This is a genomic window from Streptomyces sp. O3, assembly GCF_054788135.1.
The window spans coordinates 46,408-66,320 of the sequence record NZ_JBTVYK010000040.1 but is presented as its reverse complement, the minus strand read 5'-3'; the positions used below and the strand labels follow the sequence as shown (position 1 = coordinate 66,320).

The 19,913-nt window shown below is 72.1% G+C and carries 17 protein-coding genes and 1 pseudogene; 6 read left to right on the top strand and 12 right to left on the bottom strand.

All coding sequences use genetic code 11. The features are described 5' to 3' along the window. Positions 1-111 precede the first annotated feature (111 nt). Positions 112-312, bottom strand: coding sequence for a hypothetical protein (locus tag ACX6XY_RS20780; RefSeq protein WP_460332717.1), 201 nt, complete (start codon positions 310-312; stop codon positions 112-114). 82 nt (positions 313-394) lie between these two features. Then, a complete protein-coding gene (locus ACX6XY_RS20775) occupies positions 395-3,772 on the bottom strand; it encodes a S41 family peptidase (RefSeq protein ID WP_460332715.1) in 3,378 nt (1,125 codons plus the stop codon). Positions 3,773-3,916: 144 nt separating this feature from the next. On the opposite strand from ACX6XY_RS20775, the gene ACX6XY_RS20770 reads away from it, so the two are divergent. Continuing rightward, on the top strand, positions 3,917-4,510 hold the full coding sequence (locus ACX6XY_RS20770) for a TetR/AcrR family transcriptional regulator (RefSeq protein WP_460332713.1): 594 nt from the start codon (positions 3,917-3,919) through the stop codon (positions 4,508-4,510). A 176-nt stretch (positions 4,511-4,686) separates the two neighbouring features. Further along, positions 4,687-6,996: an MMPL family transporter gene (locus ACX6XY_RS20765; RefSeq protein WP_460332711.1), complete on the top strand. Its 2,310-nt coding sequence runs from the start codon at positions 4,687-4,689 to the stop codon at positions 6,994-6,996. A gap of 87 nt (positions 6,997-7,083) precedes the next feature. Here ACX6XY_RS20765 and ACX6XY_RS20760 read toward each other — a convergent pair whose 3' ends face one another. Next, positions 7,084-7,455 carry an SsgA family sporulation/cell division regulator gene (locus ACX6XY_RS20760; protein ID WP_460332709.1) on the bottom strand — a complete coding sequence of 124 codons (372 nt, stop codon included), beginning with the start codon at positions 7,453-7,455 and terminating at the stop codon, positions 7,084-7,086. Positions 7,456-7,685: 230 nt separating this feature from the next. On the opposite strand from ACX6XY_RS20760, the gene ACX6XY_RS20755 reads away from it, so the two are divergent. Genes ACX6XY_RS20755 through ACX6XY_RS20745 form a run of 3 tightly spaced genes read left to right on the top strand, consistent with a single transcriptional unit; the run spans position 7,686 to position 10,379 of the window. Further along, positions 7,686-8,801 (top strand): energy-coupling factor ABC transporter permease, encoded by a 1,116-nt coding sequence (locus ACX6XY_RS20755; RefSeq protein ID WP_460332707.1) that lies wholly within the window; start codon positions 7,686-7,688, stop codon positions 8,799-8,801. 1 nt (position 8,802) lies between these two features. Further along, positions 8,803-9,564, top strand: coding sequence for a cobalt ECF transporter T component CbiQ (gene cbiQ / locus ACX6XY_RS20750; RefSeq protein WP_460332706.1), 762 nt, complete (start codon positions 8,803-8,805; stop codon positions 9,562-9,564). After that, positions 9,561-10,379, top strand: a complete 819-nt coding sequence (locus ACX6XY_RS20745; RefSeq protein ID WP_460332704.1) for an energy-coupling factor ABC transporter ATP-binding protein — start codon at positions 9,561-9,563, stop codon at positions 10,377-10,379. Before cbiQ ends, ACX6XY_RS20745 begins: the two co-directional genes overlap by 4 nt. Position 10,380: 1 nt before the next feature. On the opposite strand, the gene ACX6XY_RS20740 is transcribed toward ACX6XY_RS20745, so the two are convergent. The 4 genes from ACX6XY_RS20740 to ACX6XY_RS20725 form a co-directional block, all read right to left on the bottom strand. Beyond that, on the bottom strand, positions 10,381-11,595 hold the full coding sequence (locus tag ACX6XY_RS20740) for a PucR family transcriptional regulator (protein WP_460332702.1): 1,215 nt from the start codon (positions 11,593-11,595) through the stop codon (positions 10,381-10,383). A 150-nt stretch (positions 11,596-11,745) separates the two neighbouring features. Then, the gene (locus ACX6XY_RS20735) at positions 11,746-12,921 is read right to left on the bottom strand and encodes a PucR family transcriptional regulator (RefSeq protein ID WP_460332700.1); all 1,176 of its coding nucleotides are present in this window, start codon (positions 12,919-12,921) and stop codon (positions 11,746-11,748) included. Between the two features lie 172 nt (positions 12,922-13,093). Then, complete coding sequence (locus tag ACX6XY_RS20730) at positions 13,094-13,957, bottom strand: poly(ethylene terephthalate) hydrolase family protein (RefSeq protein WP_460332698.1); 864 nt, start codon at positions 13,955-13,957, stop codon at positions 13,094-13,096. Positions 13,958-14,183: 226 nt separating this feature from the next. Further along, on the bottom strand, positions 14,184-14,849 hold the full coding sequence (locus tag ACX6XY_RS20725) for a TetR/AcrR family transcriptional regulator (protein ID WP_460332696.1): 666 nt from the start codon (positions 14,847-14,849) through the stop codon (positions 14,184-14,186). A 37-nt stretch (positions 14,850-14,886) separates the two neighbouring features. Between ACX6XY_RS20725 and ACX6XY_RS20720 the strand changes: the two genes are divergently transcribed. Continuing rightward, positions 14,887-15,213 carry a rhodanese-like domain-containing protein gene (locus ACX6XY_RS20720; protein WP_460332694.1) on the top strand — a complete coding sequence of 109 codons (327 nt, stop codon included), beginning with the start codon at positions 14,887-14,889 and terminating at the stop codon, positions 15,211-15,213. A gap of 11 nt (positions 15,214-15,224) precedes the next feature. Here the strand turns inward: ACX6XY_RS20720 and ACX6XY_RS20715 are convergent, their stop codons facing one another. From ACX6XY_RS20715 to ACX6XY_RS20695, 5 genes and pseudogenes are all read right to left on the bottom strand, one after another. Beyond that, positions 15,225-15,692, bottom strand: a complete 468-nt coding sequence (locus ACX6XY_RS20715; RefSeq protein WP_460332692.1) for a nitroreductase family deazaflavin-dependent oxidoreductase — start codon at positions 15,690-15,692, stop codon at positions 15,225-15,227. A 108-nt stretch (positions 15,693-15,800) separates the two neighbouring features. After that, positions 15,801-15,929 (bottom strand): hypothetical protein, encoded by a 129-nt coding sequence (locus ACX6XY_RS20710; protein ID WP_460332729.1) that lies wholly within the window; start codon positions 15,927-15,929, stop codon positions 15,801-15,803. 27 nt (positions 15,930-15,956) lie between these two features. Further along, positions 15,957-16,094: pseudogene (locus tag ACX6XY_RS20705) on the bottom strand (YbaK/EbsC family protein); the annotation flags it as partial. A 184-nt stretch (positions 16,095-16,278) separates the two neighbouring features. Beyond that, entirely contained in the window at positions 16,279-18,009 is a 1,731-nt protein-coding gene (locus ACX6XY_RS20700; protein WP_460332690.1) for a penicillin-binding transpeptidase domain-containing protein, read from the bottom strand. A 121-nt stretch (positions 18,010-18,130) separates the two neighbouring features. Next, positions 18,131-19,798, bottom strand: coding sequence for a penicillin-binding transpeptidase domain-containing protein (locus ACX6XY_RS20695; protein ID WP_460332688.1), 1,668 nt, complete (start codon positions 19,796-19,798; stop codon positions 18,131-18,133). Between the last annotated feature and the right edge of the window lie 115 nt (positions 19,799-19,913).

Below are 19,913 nucleotides of genomic sequence, written 5' to 3'. Positions count from 1 at the left end.
GTCGGCTGCGTATTTTTTTTATATGAGCCCGCCCCACCACAACGGACGACAGCGCGCACGGATGATGAGGGGCGTTCCCACCGGGAACGCCCCTCACCACCGCGCTAGACCTCAGCTCTCACGCTGGGCCTGCTCCCCCTCCCCCTGCACCCGGTCCTGCGCCTCCTGAGCCCCCCGCTGCATCCGCTCCTGCGCCTGCTCGTCGGCCTTGGACGCGCGCTGCGACGCCTGCCGCTCCGCATCGCCCAGCTTCTCCTTCGCCTGCTGCTTGAGCTGCTCCGCCTTGTCCTGGAACTGGTCCTTCATGCCCATGGAAGTTCGCTCCTGTGTGGGTGAGGGGCTTGGGATCAAGCCACGACCAGCGTGGCACGCACGGACATTCACCGCATTTCGATCAGTAGCGCTGCGTAACACCGCCACGCGGCGGCAACTTGGGCCGCCGCCGATCCGGCACCGCCGAGTAGTCGGGCGGATCCGCCGCGGGATGCCGCTCCAGCCGGTCCAGAGCCACCCGCACCGCGTCGTCGAGCTGCGCGTGCCGCCCCTCCGCCCAGTCCAGCGGAGTGCGCAGCACGGCCAAGTCCGGCTCCACGCCCCGGTTCTCGACCGACCACCCGTACGCGTCGAACCACGCCGCGTTCATCGGCACGGTGATCACGGTCCCGTCCCCCAGCCGATGCCGCCCGGTCATCCCCACCACCCCGCCCCACGTCCGCTGCCCCACCACAGGCCCGAGCCCGAGCAGTTTGAACACCGCCGTGATCATGTCCCCGTCGGACGAGGTCGCCTCGTCGGCGAGCGCGACCACGGGCCCGCGCGGCGCGCTGGACGCGTACGACACGGGCTGCGCGTTGCGCGTCAGGTCCCAGCCCAGGATCGTACGGGTGAGCTTCTCGACGACCAGCTCACTGATGTGCCCGCCCGCGTTGCCGCGTACGTCCACGATCAGCGCGGGCCGCGACACCTCAAGCCGCAGGTCCCGGTTGAACTGCGCCCAGCCGGAGCCTCCCATGTCGGGGATGTGCAGATACCCGCACTTGCCGCCGCTCAACTCCCGTACGACTTCACGCCGCTTGGCCACCCAGTCCTGGTACCGCAGCGGCCGCTCGTCGACCAGCGGCACCACCGCGACCCGCCGCGAGCGGCCTCCCCCCTCGGCCGAGGCGGCCGAGGCGGCCGAGGTGAAGGTCAGCTCCACGGTGGTGCCCCCCGACCCCGCGAGCAGCGGGAACGGCCCGGTCACCGGATCGACCGCCCGCCCGTCCACATGGGTGAGCACGGCGCCCTCCCGGATCCCCGCCCCGGCCAGCGGCGACCGCGCCTTGGAGTCGGACGAGTCGCCCGGCAGGATACGGCGGACCGTCCACACCCCGTCCCGGCAAACCAGGTTGGCCCCGAGCAGCCCCATGGCCCGCTGGTAGTGTGGCGGGCCTTCGTTGCGCCGCGCGGCCGCGACGTACGCGTGCGAGGTGCCCAGCTCGCCCAGCACCTCGCGCAGCAGGTCGGCGAACTCGTCGGGGGACGCGACGCGTTCGACCAGCGGCCGGTACTGGTCGAGTACGGCGTCCCAGTCGATACCGCACATGCCCGGATCCCAGAAGTAGTCGCGGGTGAGCCGCCCCGCCTCGTCGAAGGCCTGCCGCCACTCGGACGCCGGGTCGACCTCGTGCAGGATGCGCCGCAGGTCGATCCAGACCGTCGAGTCGCCGTCTCCGGACTCGGTGGACGGCACCGCGCGCAGCTCGCCCTCGTCCATGACGACCAGGCGCGAGGCGTCGCCGCTGACCCCGAACCAGTCCAGGTGCTCGACGAGTTCGGTCTTCTTCGCCTTGGCGATGTTGAAGTACTCCAGCGTCGGCCGCCCGGAGGTGTCGTCCGGGTTGGCGAAGGTCTCCCCGAGCGCCCCCGAGATCGGCCACCGCAGCCAGACCAGACCGCCGCCGGCGACCGGGTACAGCGCGGAGTACTTGGACGCGGCGACCGGAATCGGCGTCACCCGGCTCTCCAGCCCCTCGGCCTCCACGAGAACGGCGGTCGCACCGGACTCACCCTCACCCGCGGCCACTCCTCCGCCCCCGCCCCCGTCCTCGCCCACCTCGTCCGGATCGAGCCCGCCCGCGGCCGGCCGCCCGTCCGGCAGCAGCGCGAACGGCGAGGGCGTGGCGGACGACAGCGGTACGAGATAGGGGCGGCAGCCCAGCGGGAAGGACAGGTCGCCGGTGTGCACGTCGTACACCGGGTCGAAGCCGCGCCACGACAGAAACGCCAGATAGCGGCCGTCGCTGGTGAAGACCGGGTTCTCGTCCTCGAACCGGCCGCTGGTGACGTCCACGATGACGCTGGCCCCGGAGCCGGAACCGGAACCGGAGCCGGAACCGGAGATCCGCGCCATCTTGATCTGCCGCAGCGACCGCCCGACGCCGGGGTGCGACCAGGTCAGCCACCCGCCGTCAGGGGAGAAGGCCAGGTCGGTCACCGGCCCGTTGATGGACCGGATCAGCTCGGTCACCTCGCCGCCGGAGTCCTCCGTCGCGTCGATCAGCAGCACCCGCCCGTCGTGCGAGGCGATGGCGATCCGCTCGCCGTCGGGGTCGGCCACCAGCTCCAGTACGCGGCCGAGCTCGCCGGAGGCCAGGCGGCGCGGCGGCCGGTCCCCGCTGGCGCGGGGCAGATAGGCGATCTCGACGGCGTCCTCGCCCTCGGCGTCGGTGACGTACGCGACCTGGCCGCCCGAGCCGAGCATCTCCGGCAGCCGCACCCGTACGCCCGGAGTGTCGGTGATGGTGCGGGCCGGGCCGTCGCGGTGGGTGAGCCAGTACAGGCTGCCGCGTACGACGACCGCGCTGGCCCGGCCGGTCTCGTCCACCGAGAGCCCGTCGACGTGCTGCGCGGCGGGGACCTGGTAGCGCCGCCGCCCGGCCCGCGGACCACCGAGGCGTACGTCGAGCCGACGCGGGGACGCGCCCGGGGACAGGTCGTCGACCAGCCACAGTTCCCCGGCGCACTGGTAGACGACGCGCTCGCCGTCGCTCGCCGCGTGCCGGGCGTAGAACGCGTCGTGGTCGGTGTGCCGCCGCAGGTCGCCGCCGTCCGGCAGACAGGAGTACAGGTTGCCGACGCCCTCGTGGTCGGAGAGGAAGGCGACCCGGCCGCCGACGAACATCGGGCAGGCGAGATGACCGTCCAGGTCGGCGAGCAGCCGCTGGCCGTGCAGCCAGAGCCGCCCCGTGGCGCCGCCGCGGTAGCGCTTCCAGGCGGCGGGTTCGTGCGGCGGCTTGCCGGTGAGGAGCAGGGTGCGGCGCTCGCCGTCGAGGTCGGCGACCGCGATGTCGTCCACCGGGCCCCAGGGCAGCTTGCCGCCCGGCGAGCCGTCGGTGGGCACGGAGTAGGCCCAGGTGAAGTACGAGAAGGGCTGGCCGTGCGAGGCGACGGCGAGGATGTCGCCGTCCGGTGTCCAGCCGCGGACCTTGGTGTCGCCGTTGCCCCAATAGGTCAGCCGTCTGGCCGGGCCGCCGGCCACCGGCGCGACGTGGATCTCCGGGTCGAGGCTGCGCCAGGTCGTGTACGCGATCTGGCGGCCGTCCGGCGAGATGCGCGGGCTGCCGACGCGGGTGCGGTCGGCGGTGACCCGCCAGGCCCGTTGCGGGGCGGCGCCCTCGGGAGTCAGCGGGGCGACCCACAGGTCGTCCTCGGCGGTGAAGCACAGCAGGTCGCCGTGCAGGTGCGGAAATCGGAGATACCCGGCATCGGTAGCGTCGCTCGCGTTGCTCACCCATTCATGCTTTTCCGCCCGGAGGGCCCCGGCAACTCGACTTGAGAGTGACTCAAGACACGAACGAAACCGTTTCGTTTCGCTGGCCGGATTCGATAGCTTCGATGTGTACGAAACCGTTTCGTTCACACCGGGGGGGGTGAGATGGCAATCGAGGTCACCATGGCGCGTCGCAGCCGGATCACGCCCGAGCGTGCGGCCGAGATCTACTCGGCCGTGCTCGACCTGGTGCGCGACGTGGGCTATGAGGCGCTCACCATGGACGCCGTCACGGCACGTACGCACTGCAGCAAGGCCACCCTCTACCGCCAGTGGGGGAACAAGGCGGAGCTGGTCGTCCGGGCCCTGCGCCAGGACAAACCGGTGAACTTGGCGGAGATCGACACCGGCAGCCTGCGAGGCGACTTCCACGAGATGGTCGCGCGCAGTGACAGCTGCCAGATGGAGAAGAACTCCGCCCTGATGCGCGCACTGACGCATGCCGCGCACGGCAACCCCGAACTCCACCAGGCGATGCGGGAACTGCTGGTCGAGCCGGAGCTCACCGGACTGAACACGCTGCTGCGGCGCGCGGTGGACCGGGGCGAGGTCGCCGCGGACCACCCCGCGTTGAAGTTCGTGGTCCACATGCTGGTGGGCGGCTTTCTGGCCCGCCAGCTGGTCGAGGATGAAGACGTCGACCCAGCGTTCCTCGCCGAATACATCGACGCCGTGGTGCTCCCCGCCCTCGGCGTCTGACGCCCCACCCGCCCCACCCGCCCTACCCAGCAACACCAGTACAACCACTCAGCAACGCCAGCCCCACTCAGCTCCAACTGACGCACCGCTCACGTCGTCGGGCTCCGGGGGCCCAGGGGTCTCCCCTGGGTGAGATTCCTGCCCTGACCAGTTACGACCTGACCGGGAGAGCCCACGTGGCTACGTTCCTCTACAAACTCGGCCGACTCGCCTTCAGGCGACGCCGCTATGTCGCCGTCATATGGGTGGCCCTGCTGGCCCTGGCCGGATTCGGCGCCGCCAGCGCGACCACCCCGACCGACAGTTCCTTCTCCATACCGGGTACGGAGGCGCAGAAGGCCTTCGACCTGATCGACGAGCGGTTCCCCGGCGCCAGCGCCGACGGAGCCACCGCCCGCGTGGTCTTCAAGGCCCCGAAGGGCGAGAAGATCACCTCCGCCGACAACAAGGCCGAGGTCACCAAGACCCTCAAGGCCCTGGAGACCGGCTCGGACCAGGTCGCCTCGGTCTCCGACCCGTACCAGGGCGAGGGCCAGGACGACGGCAACGGCGGCGCCACCCAGGGCGAGGGCGTCAGCCAGGACGGCCGCATCGCCTACACCCAGGTCAGCTACCAGGCCAACGCCATGGAGCTGACGGAAGACGCGCGTGAGGCCCTGAAGGACGTGGGCGAGGACGCGCGCGAGTCCGGGCTCCAGGTGGAGATCGGCGGCGACGCGCTCCAGGCCGAGCCGGAGAGCGGCACCGCCGAGATGATCGGCATCGCCGTCGCCCTGGTGGTCCTGCTGATCACCTTCGGCTCGATGGTCGCCGCGGGCATGCCGATCCTCACCGCCGTGATCGGCGTCGGCATCGGCGTCTCGTCGATCACCGCCCTGGCGAACGTCCTGGACCTGGGGACCACGACCGGGACCCTGGCGTCGATGATCGGCCTCGCGGTCGGCATCGACTACGCGCTGTTCATCGTCTCCCGCTACCGCGCGGAGCTGACCGCGGGGCGTGAGCGCGAGGACGCCGCGGGCCGCGCCGTGGGCACCGCGGGCTCCGCGGTGGTCTTCGCCGGGCTCACCGTGATCATCGCGCTGTGCGGCCTGGCGGTCGTCAACATCCCCGTACTGAGCAAGATGGGCTTCGCCGCGGCCGCGACCGTGGCCATCGCCGTACTGATCGCGCTCACCATGATCCCGGCGCTGCTCGGCTTCGCGGGCAAGCGGGTGTTCGGGCGCGGGGCGCGCAAGAGGGCCGAGACCCAGACCGCCGACGAGGCCGCCAAGGAGGCCGCCAAGCCCAACGCCGGCACCCGCTGGGCGCGCCTGGTGCTGCGCCGTCCCGTCACGGTGCTGCTCGCGGCCGTCATCGGCCTCGGCGTCGTCGCGGTGCCGGTCGCCTCGCTGGAGATGGGGCTGCCCGACGACGGCTCGCAGTCCCCGAAGACCACCCAGCGCAAGGCCTACGACCTGCTCTCGGACGGCTTCGGTCCGGGCTTCAACGGTCCGCTGGTGGTGCCCGTCGACGTCGAGGGCGTGTCGGGCGGCGCCGACGCCCGGCAGAGCGCGGTGGACCAGGCCGTGGACGAGATCGGCAAGCTGGACGGCGTCGCGGCGGTCGTTCCGCCCGAGTCCCTCAACGAGCGGGGCGACGCGGCGATGATCACGGTCGTCCCGAAGTCCCAGCCCAGCTCCGTCGAGACCGAGGACCTGGTCCACGACATCCGCGACCTGGCCGGCGGCATCAAGGCGGACACCGGCGCGCAGGTGCTGGTCACCGGCGCCACCGCGATGAACATCGACTTCTCGCAGCGGATGAACGACGCCCTGATGCCGTATCTGGCGCTGGTCGTCGGCCTGGCCTTCCTCCTGCTGATGGTGGTGTTCCGGTCCGTTCTGGTGCCGCTCAAGGCGGCGCTCGGCTTCCTGCTCTCGGTGGTCGCGGCGCTCGGCGCGGTGGTCGCGGTCTTCCAGTGGGGCTGGCTCGGCTCGCTGTTCAGCGTGGAGCAGCCCGGCCCGATCATGAGCATGATGCCGATCTTCATGGTGGGTGTGGTCTTCGGTCTCGCGATGGACTACGAGGTCTTCCTGGTCACCCGCATGCGTGAGGCGTACGTCCACGGGGAGCGGCCGGGCCAGGCGATCTCCACCGGCTTCCGGCACGGCGCTCGGGTGGTCACCGCCGCCGCGGTGATCATGATCGCGGTGTTCTCCGGCTTCATCGGCTCCAGCGAGCAGATGGTGACGATGATCGGCTTCGGTCTGGCGATCGCGGTCTTCTTCGACGCCTTCGTGGTCCGGATGGCGATCGTCCCGGCGGTGCTCGCGCTGCTCGGCGACAAGGCGTGGTGGCTGCCGAAGTGGCTGGACCGCGTGCTGCCGAACGTCGACGTGGAGGGCGAGCAGTTGCAGAAGCACCTCGCCGGGGCCGAGTCCGGTGCGAGCCGGGGCGGCCGTGACCAGGACCCCGACGACAAGAAAGAACTGATCAACGCCTGAGCGAGTGTGGTCACAGGGCCGCGCCGTTCCCCGGCAGGGGAGCGGCGCGGCTCGCCGTTTCGGGGCCGGCGCTCAGGGCCGGGCGGCTCAGCGCGGCAGCGCCGCCCCGGCCGCGTACGTCCGGCGCAGGAACCGCATCAGCGGTACGCAGTCGAACTCGACGACCGCCACGCCCTGCGGCGAGTGGAACTCCATCACCGCCTGCACTCGCCCGCACGGCCAGATGCGGACGTCCCCGCTGCGGGCCGGGGCGCGCAGCCCCCGCTCCAGGAGCTCACGTGTGAAGGCCCACTCCTGGCGGCCGACCTCGCGGGGGTCGGCGGAGCCGGGAAAGCTCACCCGCACCGTGCGCGGGTCGGCGTCCGGGTCGTAGCGCAGGTCGACCGGCAGGGCGCGGTGCTCGTACGGGGAGTCGGAGACGATGTGGGCCAGTGCGTGTTCCTCGACGACGGCGGACATCGGAAGACTCCTCACGGTCGCACGGCTTTCATTACTAAATGTCCCATATATTCCACAGCTCGGTAGCTACCTGTGCCCTGGGCGCTCTTGCGCATGGTTCGCAACAGACACCATCATCAGACGGTTGCCCGCCCCCGCGAAGACGCTCGGGTGGTTAACCATCCCCGCCCCGCCCCCGCATGAACCGCACCATGCGGAACCCGTTGCGATCCTGAAGCCGGAGCCCGCTCATGCACGTCCCCGACGGATTCATCAACGCGCCCGCGTCCGTGGCCACCGCCGTCGTCGCCGCGGGAGCGGTGGCCGTCTCGCTGCGCGGCGCGCGCAGGGAGCTCGACGAGCGCACCGCGCCGCTCGCGGGCCTGGTCGCCGCGTTCATCTTCGCCGTCCAGATGCTGAACTTCCCGGTCGCCGCGGGCACCAGCGGCCATCTGCTCGGCGGGGCGCTGGCCGCGATACTCGTCGGGCCTTACACCGGTGTCCTCGTGATGTCCGTGGTACTGCTGATGCAAAGCGTCCTGTTCGCGGACGGCGGCCTCACCGCGCTCGGCGTGAACATCACGATCATGGGCATCGTGACGGTTCTCGTCGCGTACGCGCTCTTCCGGGGCCTGGTCATGGTCCTGCCGCGGGGCCGCCGCTCGGTCACCGCCGCGTCCTTCGTCGCCGCGCTGGTCTCGGTGCCCGCATCGGCCGCCGCCTTCACCCTGCTGTTCGCCGTCGGCGGCACCACGGACGTGCCCGTCGGCACGGTCCTGGCCTCCATGGTCGGCGTGCACCTCCTGATCGGGCTCGGCGAGGCCGCCATCACCGCGCTCACGGTCGGCGCGGTGATCGCCGTACGCCCCGACCTCGTGTACGGCGCGCGCGGCCTGTCCGCGCCGCTCAAGCTGCGGGTCGGCGGCGAGCTGGTGGACGCCGCGCCCGCCTCCGACGCCGCCGCCGCGCCGGTCGCCGCGCGCTCCCCCCGCAAGGTCTGGGCGATCGGCCTGGTCGTCTCCCTGCTCCTCGCCGGTTTCGTCAGCTTCTACGCGTCGGCCAGCCCCGACGGCCTGGAGAAGGTCGCCGACGACAAGGGCTTCGCCGAGCAGGCAGAGGACCACGCGGGCGCGGACTGGCTGCTCGCCGACTACGGCGTCAAGGACCTCGCCAACGAGCGCCTCTCCGGTGGCCTCGCGGGCACGATCGGCGTCGCCGCCACGCTCGCGCTCGGCAGCGGCGTCTTCTGGGCGGCCCGCCGCCGTCGGGCGAGCGGCGCGGCGAGCGCCGCCGACGGCCGCGTACCGGGGTCCGCCTCGGGGTCTGCCGCGGAATCCGCCTCGGGGTCCGCCTCGGGGTCCGCCTGACATGGGGGCGGGCCACGCCCACCGGCTGTACCGGCGCGGCCACTCCCCCGTACACGCGCTCCCGCCGCACTGCAAACTGGCGGCCGTCCTCTGCTTCGTCATCGTGGTCGTCTCGACCCCGCGCGAGGCGGTCTGGGCGTTCGGGTTCTACGCGCTGCTGCTCGCGGTGGCAGCGGCGGCGGCGCGGCTGCCCGCCCTCTTCGTCCTGCGCCGCATGCTGATCGAGGTGCCTTTCGTCGCCTTCGCGGTGCTCATGCCGTTCATCGCCCAGGGCGAGCGGGTCGACGTACTCGGCCTGTCCCTCAGCGTCAGCGGCCTGTGGGGGGCCTGGAACATCCTGGCCAAGGGCACGCTGGGGGTGGCCGCCTCGGTCATCCTCGCCTCGACCACCGAACTCCGCGAACTGCTCCTCGGCCTCCAGCGCCTCAAGCTGCCGCCGCTGCTCGTCCAGATCGCGTCCTTCATGATCCGCTACGGCGATGTGATCGCGGACGAGATGCGCCGTATGAGGATCGCCCGCGAGTCACGCGGCTTCCAGGCCAGGGGCCTACGGCACTGGGGCGTACTCGGCAAGACCGCCGGGGCCCTGTTCATCCGCTCCTATGAGCGCGGCGAACGCGTCCACCTCGCGATGATCAGCCGCGGTTACGCGGGCGCGATGCCGGTCATCGACGAGGTCACCGCGACCGGCCGCCAGTGGGCGCACGCCCTGACCCTCCCCCTCGCCGCTCTCCTGATCTGCCTTCTGGGATGGACCGTATGACCGAGCCGACCGCACCCTCACCGGAGGGCCCCGCACCCTCGCCGGAGGACCGCACGCCCTCTCCGGAGGACCGCACGCCCTCGCTGGAGGTCTCCGGCCTCGCCTACGCCTACCCCGACGGCCACCAGGCCCTGTTCGGCGTCGACTTCACGATCGCGCGCGGCGAGCGGGTGGCGCTGCTCGGCCCGAACGGCGCGGGCAAGACCACCCTGGTCCTGCACCTGAACGGCATCCTGACCGCCGGAGCCGGTTCGGTACGGGTCGCCGGGCTCCCGGTGTCGAAGCCGAACCTCGCCGAGATCCGCCGCCGCGTCGGCATCGTCTTCCAGGACCCCGACGACCAGCTTTTCATGCCCACGGTCCGCGAGGACGTCGCCTTCGGCCCCGCCGCGGCCGGTCTGCGCGGCCCCGAACTGGAGGCCCGAGTCCACCACGCCCTCTCCCAGGTCGGCATGGACGCCTACGCCGACCGCCCGCCGCACCATCTCTCTTTCGGCCAGCGTCGCCGGGTGGCCGTCGCGACCGTGCTCGCCATGCACCCGGAGATCCTCGTACTCGACGAACCCTCCTCCAACCTCGACCCGGCGTCCCGCCGCGAACTGGCGGACATCCTGCGCGCGCTGGACGTCACGGTCCTCATGGTCACCCACGACCTCCCGTACGCACTCGAACTCTGCCCCCGCTCCCTCATCCTCAGCGAGGGCGCCATCGCCGCCGACGGCCCGACGCCGGACATCCTCTGCGACGAGCCCCTGATGCGGGCCCACCGCCTGGAGCTGCCCTTCGGCTTCGACCCGCGCACGGCGGCGGCGTGACTCACCGGTGGAGGGCGCGCAGCGCGATCTCGACCGCGAAACGGCCGTCGGAGTCGGCGAGGAGGCCGCGGAAGGCCGTGTCCAGGCCACGCATCCGGTAGCGCACGGTCTGCGGGTGCAGACGCAGCCGCTCGGCCATCCGCACCGTGTTGCCCTGGGTGTCCAGCCAGGCCCGCAGGGTCTCGAGCAGGCGGTCGCGCTGGCTCGGGGTGAGCGCGGCGAGGCTCTGAAGCTGCTGCCGGGCGAGCGCGTCGATCAGCGTCGGCTCGGCGAACAGCAGTAGCGTGACCAGGTGTTCGGCGCAGTACGTGAGGGGGGCGGGCGGCAGGACGCCCTGGTTCACCAGCGACAGCGCCCGCCGGGCCCAGCGCAGCGACTCGGGGGCGTCGGCGATCGGCACGGTCAGCCCCACCGCCCCGCGCACACTCGCCGGAGCCGGCTCCAGCGCCGTCCGGCGCCCGTCGTCCAGCGGGCCCGGAAGCAGGGCGCAGGGCTGGTCGCCGGACAGGTCGAGGAGCGCGTCGTCACCGAGGCCGCCCCGAAGCGGAAGCCCGTCCGGGGCGAACGCCAGCAGCGCCACCTCATCCGGCAGCGGCCACTTCAGCCGCTCGGACAGCTCGGCCAGAACCGCTCGGGGTGCGGCGGCTCCGGCCAGGATCAGACGCAGCAGCCGGCGGCGCTGGGCGTCCCGCCCCTGCCGTGTCTCCGCCTTGGCCTCCAGATAGCCCTCGCGGGCCACCGCGGCCAGCTCGTCCAGGTACGCGATCAGGGCGTCGGCGAAGCTGAGCAGCAGTCCGGGAGGGAGGCTGTAGCGTCGGGCGACCGTGCGGGCGTGGCGCAGCGCCATCCGGGTGCCCAGCCGGAACGCGGCCTCCATCGTGTCCAGGCCGCGCCCCTCGTACGCCTCGAAGCGGCCGAAGCGGCGCAGGGTCTCATCGCGCCGCGCGGTGGACGCGGCGGGCGAGGCCACCTTCTCCACGAACGCGCCCAGGGCCTGCCGGATGACGCTTTCCACCGCTCGGCCGTACGGGCCGTCGCACAGGGCCGCGTACTCCGGTATCCGGCTGCGGATCTCGGCCCCGATCTCCCCGATCAGGCTGGGCAGTTCCGGCCGCATGATCGCGGCCAGCTCGGGCGGCAGCCCGTTCATGGACCGGCGGTGTTCCTCCGGCAGCACGCCGCCCGGCGCTGGCCGAGGCGTGTGCGTGGTCTTCATCGCGGCTCCCACGTCCGGGAATGTGGTCGCAGGACATGGTGCGGACAGACCGCGAGTGGCTTGAAGGGGCAGGGGCGCAACTCTAAGCAAAAGCCCAGCCTTCTCGGGGCTCGGATGGGATGCGGCACAACGGAAGTCCGCGCCCCGCGCTCACCGCGCGATCTCAAGCGCCCGTAGCGCGAGCGCCCAGCCGAGCCGGGCCTCGCCGGACTCCGCCGGCCAGCCGGTGAGTTCGGTGATCCGCCCGATGCGGTTGAGCACGGTGTTGCGATGGCAGTACAGCCGCTCTGCGGCGCGTGCGGCCGAACAGCCCTCGTCGAGCCAGACTCGGAGCGTCTCCAGCAGGAACGGGCGCTCGGAGCCGCTGCGCAGGACGCCGTCCAGGTAGCGCCGCACCGTCCGGTCGGCCATCTCCCGGTCGGCGGCGAGGACGGCATGCGCCAGCCGGTCGTCGAGCGCGGCGACCTCGCCGCTGCCCGGCGGGAGTGTCGCGAGCGCCCGTTCCGCGTGCCGCAGCCCCTGACCGGCCAGGGCCAGCTCATCGAACGGCGGTGAGACACCCGTCGCGCGGTGCACGTGTTTGCGCAGGAGTTCCGTGAGCTCGTCGCTCTCGGCGGAGCCGAGCTTGACCAGCCCGGCCAGGCCCTTGGTTCGCGGGCGCCAGAAGGACCACAGCCCGTCGGCCTCCAGCGCGGGTCCCGGCTCGGTCGGCGACGCCGGGTCCTGGGCGATGACGACCAGGGCATAGCGGTCGCGTACCGGCACCCCGAGCGCGGCGGACGCCGCGGCGGCCACGACCGGGTCGTCGCCCCGCCCGTCGAGCAGCGCCTCGAAGAGCGCGCCCCGCCGGGAGTCCGCCCGGTGCTGAAGCTCCACCGTGGTGAGCTGGTAGCTGTCAGCCATGACGGAGGAGAAGCGGTCGATGGCCTCCCACACCGCCCCCGCCACGTCCCCGAGCGCGCTCTGCCCGACGGGCGACCGGTCCCGCAGCTGGTCCGCCATCGCCTGCCAGATGACCCGCCCGCCGCGGCGGAACGCCTTGAGCACGGCCGCCAGCGGCACGCCTTGTTCGGCGCGCAGCCGCCCGGTCTCGTCAGCGGCCGCCTCGATATGGCGGCCGCTGGAGGGCAGTTCGCCGATGGCGCTGAGGGCCAGCTCCACATTGCGGCGGCAGATGCTCCACAGATCCTCGCGGGAGACCGGGCTTCCGGAGGCGTACACCGGGCTGTGCGCGCAGATGTCGGCCACCAGGTCATCCGTGAGCCGGTCGAGGTCCGCGAGCAGCGCCCTCGCGAGCTCCCGGCGCAGGGTCCGCTCGTCGTCCATGACCGCCAGGTTAGGCATAGGCATCTGCAACGAGCCAGCGGAAGCGACGCCGTCCGTACCCTGCGGATTCAGGTAGCACGGTCCAGGCGGTCATGGCGAGCGGTGGGCATGTGCACACCGTCATGTTCCGGTGTGCGTGTTTCGGTGTGCGTGCCGGCGTGCGCGGCGTCCGTCAGAACGGGCAGGTGCTGCGGTAGTCCGACACCTCCGGGCCCGTCGCCGGGCCCGGACAGAGGGTGTCGCTCGCGCCGGTGTCACCGTCGATGAACCGCTTCAGCCACGCGATGCTGTACCTCGCGATCGTGTCGTTGCTGGTGTTCGGCGCGAGGTGCCCGGCGTCGTTCAGCTCCAGGTACGCCTTGTCGAGGCCGCCGGGGAGGCCGTTGTAGAACGGGATGGAGTGCGAGGCGACCGGCGCGATGCCGTCGTTCTCGGCCCCCACGACGAGGGTCGGCGTGCTCACCTCGGGCCAGGTCTTGTCCATGTTCCAGCCGGTCAGCGCGATCGCCGCCTTCAGTGACGGCCGGTCCTTGACCGCTTCGAGCGAGCCGCCGCCGCCCATGGAATGCCCCATCACGCCCAGCCGGTCGGCGTCGACGCGGTCCCGTACGGCGCTGCGCTGGGTCAGGTGGTCGAGTGCGGCGAGCAGCTGGTCGCCACGGCTGGCCGGGAAGTCCCAGACGGAGTTCGTGTCGATGATGAACACGACGAAGCCCTGCTCGGCCAGCCGCGGGCCGAGCCAGGCCAGGGTGGACTTGCTGGCGGTGAAGCCGGGCGAGACGGCCACGGCGCCGAACTCACCGCCGTCGGCGGGGTGGTAGATGGTGCCGCCGCCGAATCCGACGGCGGACCACCTGGAGACTTCCTTCGTCTCGACCTCGTACCGCGCCGCCGAGGCGGACGCGGCCTCGCTGGCCTGGGCGGCGGGCAGCGTGGCCAGGCTGAGTGACCCCGCGGCGGCCAGCGCGGCCGCCGCGAGACCGGCACGGCGGGATCGGGCGGGGCGCCGGTGCGGTGCGACTGAATGCTTCAGCACGTTCAACTCCCTTGAGGCGGGCGCGGCGCACGTCGCGACGTCGTCACCGCCCCGGTGCCGGCAGCCGGGCGGGACCGGCGCGCGACGTGCGCCGGATGTGTGTGACGCGCCAAACGCTGACAGGCATACCGACCGGCCGGAACCCTGTAGGGACCTCCGGCTTCCTTACGACGCACGGGCGGTGCGGGCGTGCGCAGCCCCGCACAGTCGGCGGGGGCGGCGGTCATCAGGAAGTGAGCACGCGCACGAGGTGGAGCAGGCCGTCGCGGATCCGTTCCGCGCCGAGTTCCGGCAGGAGTGCGGCGACGTGCTCGGCGGCGAGCGCGGCGAGCAGCGCGTGGGCGGTGTGCTCGGGGTCGGGGTTGGGGTTGGGGTTGGGGTTGGGGTTGGAGTTGGGGTTGGAGTTGGGCGCGTCGGCGAGCAGGAGCACCGTGTGCTGGTGCCAGAAGCGGTAGGCCCCGATCCGGTAGCGGGCGCCCGGCGTGGCGGTCTCGGACATCCGGACCAGCGCCAGATGCTCCAGCAGATAGTCGAGGTAGGCGCCGACGAACGCGGCCAGCCGCTCATCCGCCGGGGCGCCGGGACCGAGCGGGGGCGGCCCCTGCAGGATCGCCTCCTGCAACACCCGCTCACGGGCGTCCAGCAGCGCCGCGGCCAGCCCTGACTTGTCGCCGAAGCGCCGGAACAGGGTGCCCTTGCCGACGCCGGCGGCCGCCGCCACCTGGTCCATGGACACCGCGTCGACGCCCCGCTCGGCGAACAGCCTGGCGGCCGCCTCCAGCACCGCGGCGCGGTTGCGCGCCGCGTCCGCGCGCTCCTTGGGCGGCGGCGTACGCAGCAGTTCCAGGGGTGTTGCCGAACCGGACTGCGGTCCGTTAATGTCGTGAGCCATAACAGGACTGTAGTCCGATTCCCTTGGAGGTAGCGACATGACCGCGCTCATCACCCGCGACGAACTGGCCGCGGCGATCAAGGACGAGTCCGTCACCGTCGTCGACGCGCTCGGCGGCGAGTACTACGCCCAGCAGCACCTGCCGGGCGCGGTGCCGCTGGTCCTCGCCGACGTCGGCGCCCAGGCGTCCACCCTGCTCCCCGACCGGGACGCCGCGATCGTCACATACTGCTCCAACCCGGCGTGCCCCAACAGCGGCCAGGTCGCCGACCGGCTCGCCGCCCTCGGCTACACCAACGTCCGCAAGTACCGCGAGGGCATCCAGGACTGGGTCGAGGCGGGACTCCCCGTAGAGACCGCCTGACCGGTCAGGCCCTAGTCCCGTTCGTCCGGCTCGAACCGTACGAACGGGATCGACCGGCCCGCCCGCCGGAACTCCTCCACGTCTCCGTCCGTCACCTCGAACCCCATGAAGGCGGTCAGCCGCCGCGCGACCTTAGGGTGCCGCACCGCGTACCGCGCCATCAGCTCCCCGCCCTCCTCCGGCGACAGGAACCGCGCGACGACCTCGTGGCGCCGGGGGCCGACCTGGATCGTCACCCGAGGCGTGGCCCGGAGATTCCGGTACCACGCGGCCTTCGGCCCGAATCCCGAGGCCACCGTCCAGGAAGGCCCGGACGGATCGTCCCGCGCGACCACCTCGACCACGACCCGGCGCGGCAGCCCGGACTTCCGCCCGACGTGTTCCAGCAACAGGAACCGCTGCCCCAACAGCCAGCCCAGCCGCGCCCGGTACAGCCGGATCGGCAGCCGGAAGAGGAGCCGCCGCCAACCTTTCGGCAACGGCGGCCGGCCCGCATCAGACCCACCCGGACTCGGACTAGAACTAGGACTCGAACTCGAATCACTCACATCGACACCCTAGGCCGGACCGCCGCTCCCTGACCCGCCTCAACTCGCATGCAGCATCAGGCCGATGCCCACCGCCATCAGGCCCGCCGCCGCGATCCGGGGCGCGCCGAAGCGCTCCTTGAGGTGGTGGGCTTCGCGTTCCAGCTGGCGTGCGGTGACGGCCGCCAAGCACCACGGCCGCCGCGACGAGCGGCGTCACGCGGTGCGCTCGCGCACGTCCGCCAGCGTGCCGCCCGCGTGGGCGATCAGCGTCTTGGGGTCCATCGGGAAGACGGCGTACGGGGTGCCCGCGGCCGCCCAGACCGTGGCGTGGTCGAGTACGCCGCGGTCGGACGCCCCGGCCCGGTCCCGCTCCTGGCCCGCCCCGCCCCGCACGCTAACGGTAGGTGCAGGGGGCACGCGAACCGGTATCGGGGCCGGTGGCGGACGCCCCGGCCCGGTCCCGCTCCTGGCCCGCCCCGCCCCGTACGCCCGCCCCGCCCGTACGCCCGGCCGCCCGGCCGCCCGTACGCCCGCGTCAGCTGCCCGCGCGCAGGACCTCCCGTACCACCGGGCCCGCCGACTCGCCGCCCCGGCCGCCCTCCTGGATCACGGCCGCCGCCGCCAGATCGCCGTACCAGCCGGTGAACCAGCCGTTCGGCTTCTCCTGGTTGTCGACCTCGGCGGAGCCGGTCTTGCCGCCGATGTCGGAGCCGAGCCCGGACATCGCCGGGGCCGCCGAGCCGGATGTCGCGGTGGTGCGCAGCAGTCGCACCAGCTGGTCGTGGGTCGACGCGGACATCTCGCGCGACGCCGTGGCCAGCTTCCGGCCGTCGACCGACGGAGCGACCAGGTACGGCTGCCTGAACGTGCCGGTCTTCGCCGTGGCCAGGAACGACGCGACGTTCAGCGGGTTCATCCGCACCCCTCCCTGGCCGATCAGCGAGGCGGCCATCGGCGCGTCCCGCTGCACCGGTACGGCCCCGTCGAAGGTCGGCACGCCGATCGCCCAGTCGTTGCCGCCGAGCCCGAAGACCTCCCTGGCCTGCTTGGTCAGCGAGTCGTCCGAAAGCTCGTCGGCCTGGCTGATGAAGGCCGTGTTGCAGGACGCGGCGAAGCTCTGCCGGAACGTGCCGCCGTCGATCTGGAACTTCTCCAGGTTCTGGAACTTCCAGCCGCCGTACGAGGAGTACTTGGGGCAAGGGTGCTGTTCGTCGATCCCCGCGAGGCCCTTCTCCAGGAGCAGCGAGGCACTGACGATCTTCATCGTGGAGCCGGGGGCCAGCGAGCCCTGGAACGCCACGTTGAAGCCGTCGGGGCGGGAGTTGGCGGCGGCCAGGATCTCGCCGGTGCTCGGCTTGAGCACGACCACCGAGGCCCGCTCGCGCTTGCTCACCTGCTGCTCGGCGGCGGCCTGCGAGGCGGCGCTGATCGTGGTCCTGAGAGTGCCGGGGGTGCCCTTGGTGAGGGTGAGCAGAGTCTTGTCGGGCAACTCGGAGGCCGCTGCGTCAGCTTCGGCTTCCGTGTCTTCCGTTGCGGCGTCGGCGTCGGCGTCCGCTCCGGTGCCGGATGTGCCGCGTACGACCTGGAGTTCGACGCCCGGTGAGCCGCCCGCCTTGTCGCCGTACCGCTGGCGCAGCGAGTCCAGGACCGTGCCGAGCGAGGGGAATTCCTCCTTCGTCAGCTCGCCGCCGTCGCGGTCCAGGGCCTTGATCGGCGGGGTGCCGGTCTCGCTGGTGCGCAGGGTGTCGCCCGCGCGCAGGTCCGGGTGGACGATGGCCGGGTTCCAGTCGACCAGCGGCTTCCCGTCCTGCGGCCCGCGCACCACGGTGAGTTCGGAGTCGTACGCGAAGGGCTTGGTCCCGCCCTCGTACGAGACCGTCGCCGCGACCGCGAACGGCACCTTGACGTCCGCTCCTTCACCCTTGTCCGGGGTGAGCTTCACCTTGGCGATGTGGGCCTGCTCGCGGTACGCGGTCAGCGCGGCCTCGGCGGCGGCGCTGTCGTCCGTGTGCGCGGCCGCGGCGGCCGCGTCGCCCTTCGCCCAGGCGGTGAGGAACGCGTCGGTGGTCTCGCGGACCTCGTCGGCGGTCAACGGGCCCGTCCTGACCCGGTCTTCGGCGGTGTCGCCCTTGCCGCCGTCGCCGACCAGGGAGCACGCGCCGAGCCCGAGCCCGGCCACGACGACGGCGGCCGCGCGGGCGATCAGGGCGACCCTGCTCCGCCCACGTGGCTGGTTGTCCTGCCCTTGTGCTTGCCCGGCGCTCATGCTGCTCCCACGCTTCCTCCGCGAACCGGCCCCTATAGGGTCCTCAGGGTGAGGACCCTATAGGGGCCGGTGTGGTTCCAGGTGCGGTTCCCTGACCGGGCGGATTTCGGAGAGCGCGGGCTCAGTTGCCCGCCGCCAGCACCCTGGCGACCAGTGGGCCCGCGGCGTCGCTGCCGTGTCCGCCCGCGCGGACGACCGCAGCGGCCGCGAGGTCGTTACGGAACGCGGTGAACCAGCTGTCGGGGGTGGCGTTGTCGACCTCGGACGAGCCCGTCTTGGCGCCCTTGTCGCCGCCCAGGCCCGCCAGGGACTTGGTGCCGGTGCCGTACGAGGCGGTCGCGGTGAGCCGCATCATGGACCGCAGCTGCTGCGCCGTTCCGGCGGGCAGCGGCGCGGCCGTGGCGGGCTTCCGGTCGTCGAGCGACAGCGGAACGATGGTCGGCTGCTTGAACGACCCGGTCTTCGCGGTGGCGGTGATGGACGCCACGTTGAGCGGGTTCATGCGGAGCTTGCCCTGGCCGATGTACGAGGCGGCGGTCTCCGAGCCGGAGGACCGCGGCACGTCCCCGTCATGGGTCCTGACGCCGACGCTCCAGGTGAGGCCGATGCCGAAGTACTGCTTGGCCGTCGTGCCGAGCGCGGTCTCGTCGCGGTTGTCCTTGTACTTCGTGATCGGCTTGATGAAGGCGGTGTTGCAGGAGCGGGCGAAGCTCTGCTTGAAGGTGCCTCCACCGGGGATCGAGAACCCGTCGAGGTTGGTGAACTTGGTTCCGAACCACAGGGCGTTCGGGGTGCACTCGGCCGGGCCGTCCGCAGTCAGGAACCCGTTGTTGATGTGCATCGCGGCCGTCACGATCTTCATCGTGGAGCCGGGCGCGATCTCCCCCTCGAACGCGGCGTTGAACGCGTCCTCGCGGTTGTTGGCGACCGCGCGTATCTCACCCGTCGACGGCTTGATGGCGACCACCGACGACTGGGCGTACTGCTTCACCGCGGTCTCCGCCGCCGCCTGTACGTCCGCGTCCAGCGTCGTCCGCAGCAGGCCCGGCTTGCCCTTCTGGAGGGTGACCAGCGTCTCGTCCGGCAGTTCGTCGCCCGCCCGGTCGATCCGCAGTTCCACGCCCGGCGTGCCCTTGGCCGTCTCGCCGTACCGCTGCCGCAGCTGGGGCAGTACGGCGGCCAGCGACGGGTACTTCTCGGCGGTCAGCTCGCGGTTCCTGTGGTCCACCGCCTTGATCTCGGGCGAGGACGCCTCACCCGTCCGCAGCGCGTCCCCGTTCCGCAGCTCCGGATGCAGCACCGACGACTGCCAGTCGACCCGCGGCTTCCCGGTGGTCTCTCCGCGTACCACCGTCAGTTCGGACTCGTACGTGAGCGGCTTGGACTTGCCCTCGTACGACACCGTCGCCTCGACCGAGAACGGCACCTTCGCGCCGACCGCCTCGCCCGGCGTCAGCTTCACGTCGGTGATGTGCGCCTCGCTCGCGTACCCGGCGAGCGCGGCGCCCGCCTGGGCGGCGTTGTTGGTGTATCCGGCCGCGACCGACGTCTCGCCCTTGGCCCACGCTTCCAGGAACCCCTTGGCCGTGTCCCGGACCTCGTCCGCGCTCGGCGGGCCCGTCCGGTCCTCTGACGGCTTGTCCGACGAGGACGACGAGGACGACGAGGACGACGTGGAGCTGATGCCTCCCGAGATCCCGTCGTACAGATTCCAGGCGCCGTATCCCGCGCCCCCCACCATCACGGCGAACACTCCGCCGATCAGGGCGTGCTTCGCCCCGTTGCGCATGATGCGCTCCCCTCCCCTTTGCGGTCACGCACTCCCGGACGTGTCGTCCGCTGGGTTGACGGCGTAACAGTCAGGGGTGCTGGTCTGCACCTTACGGGGTGGGAGTGACCGGCTT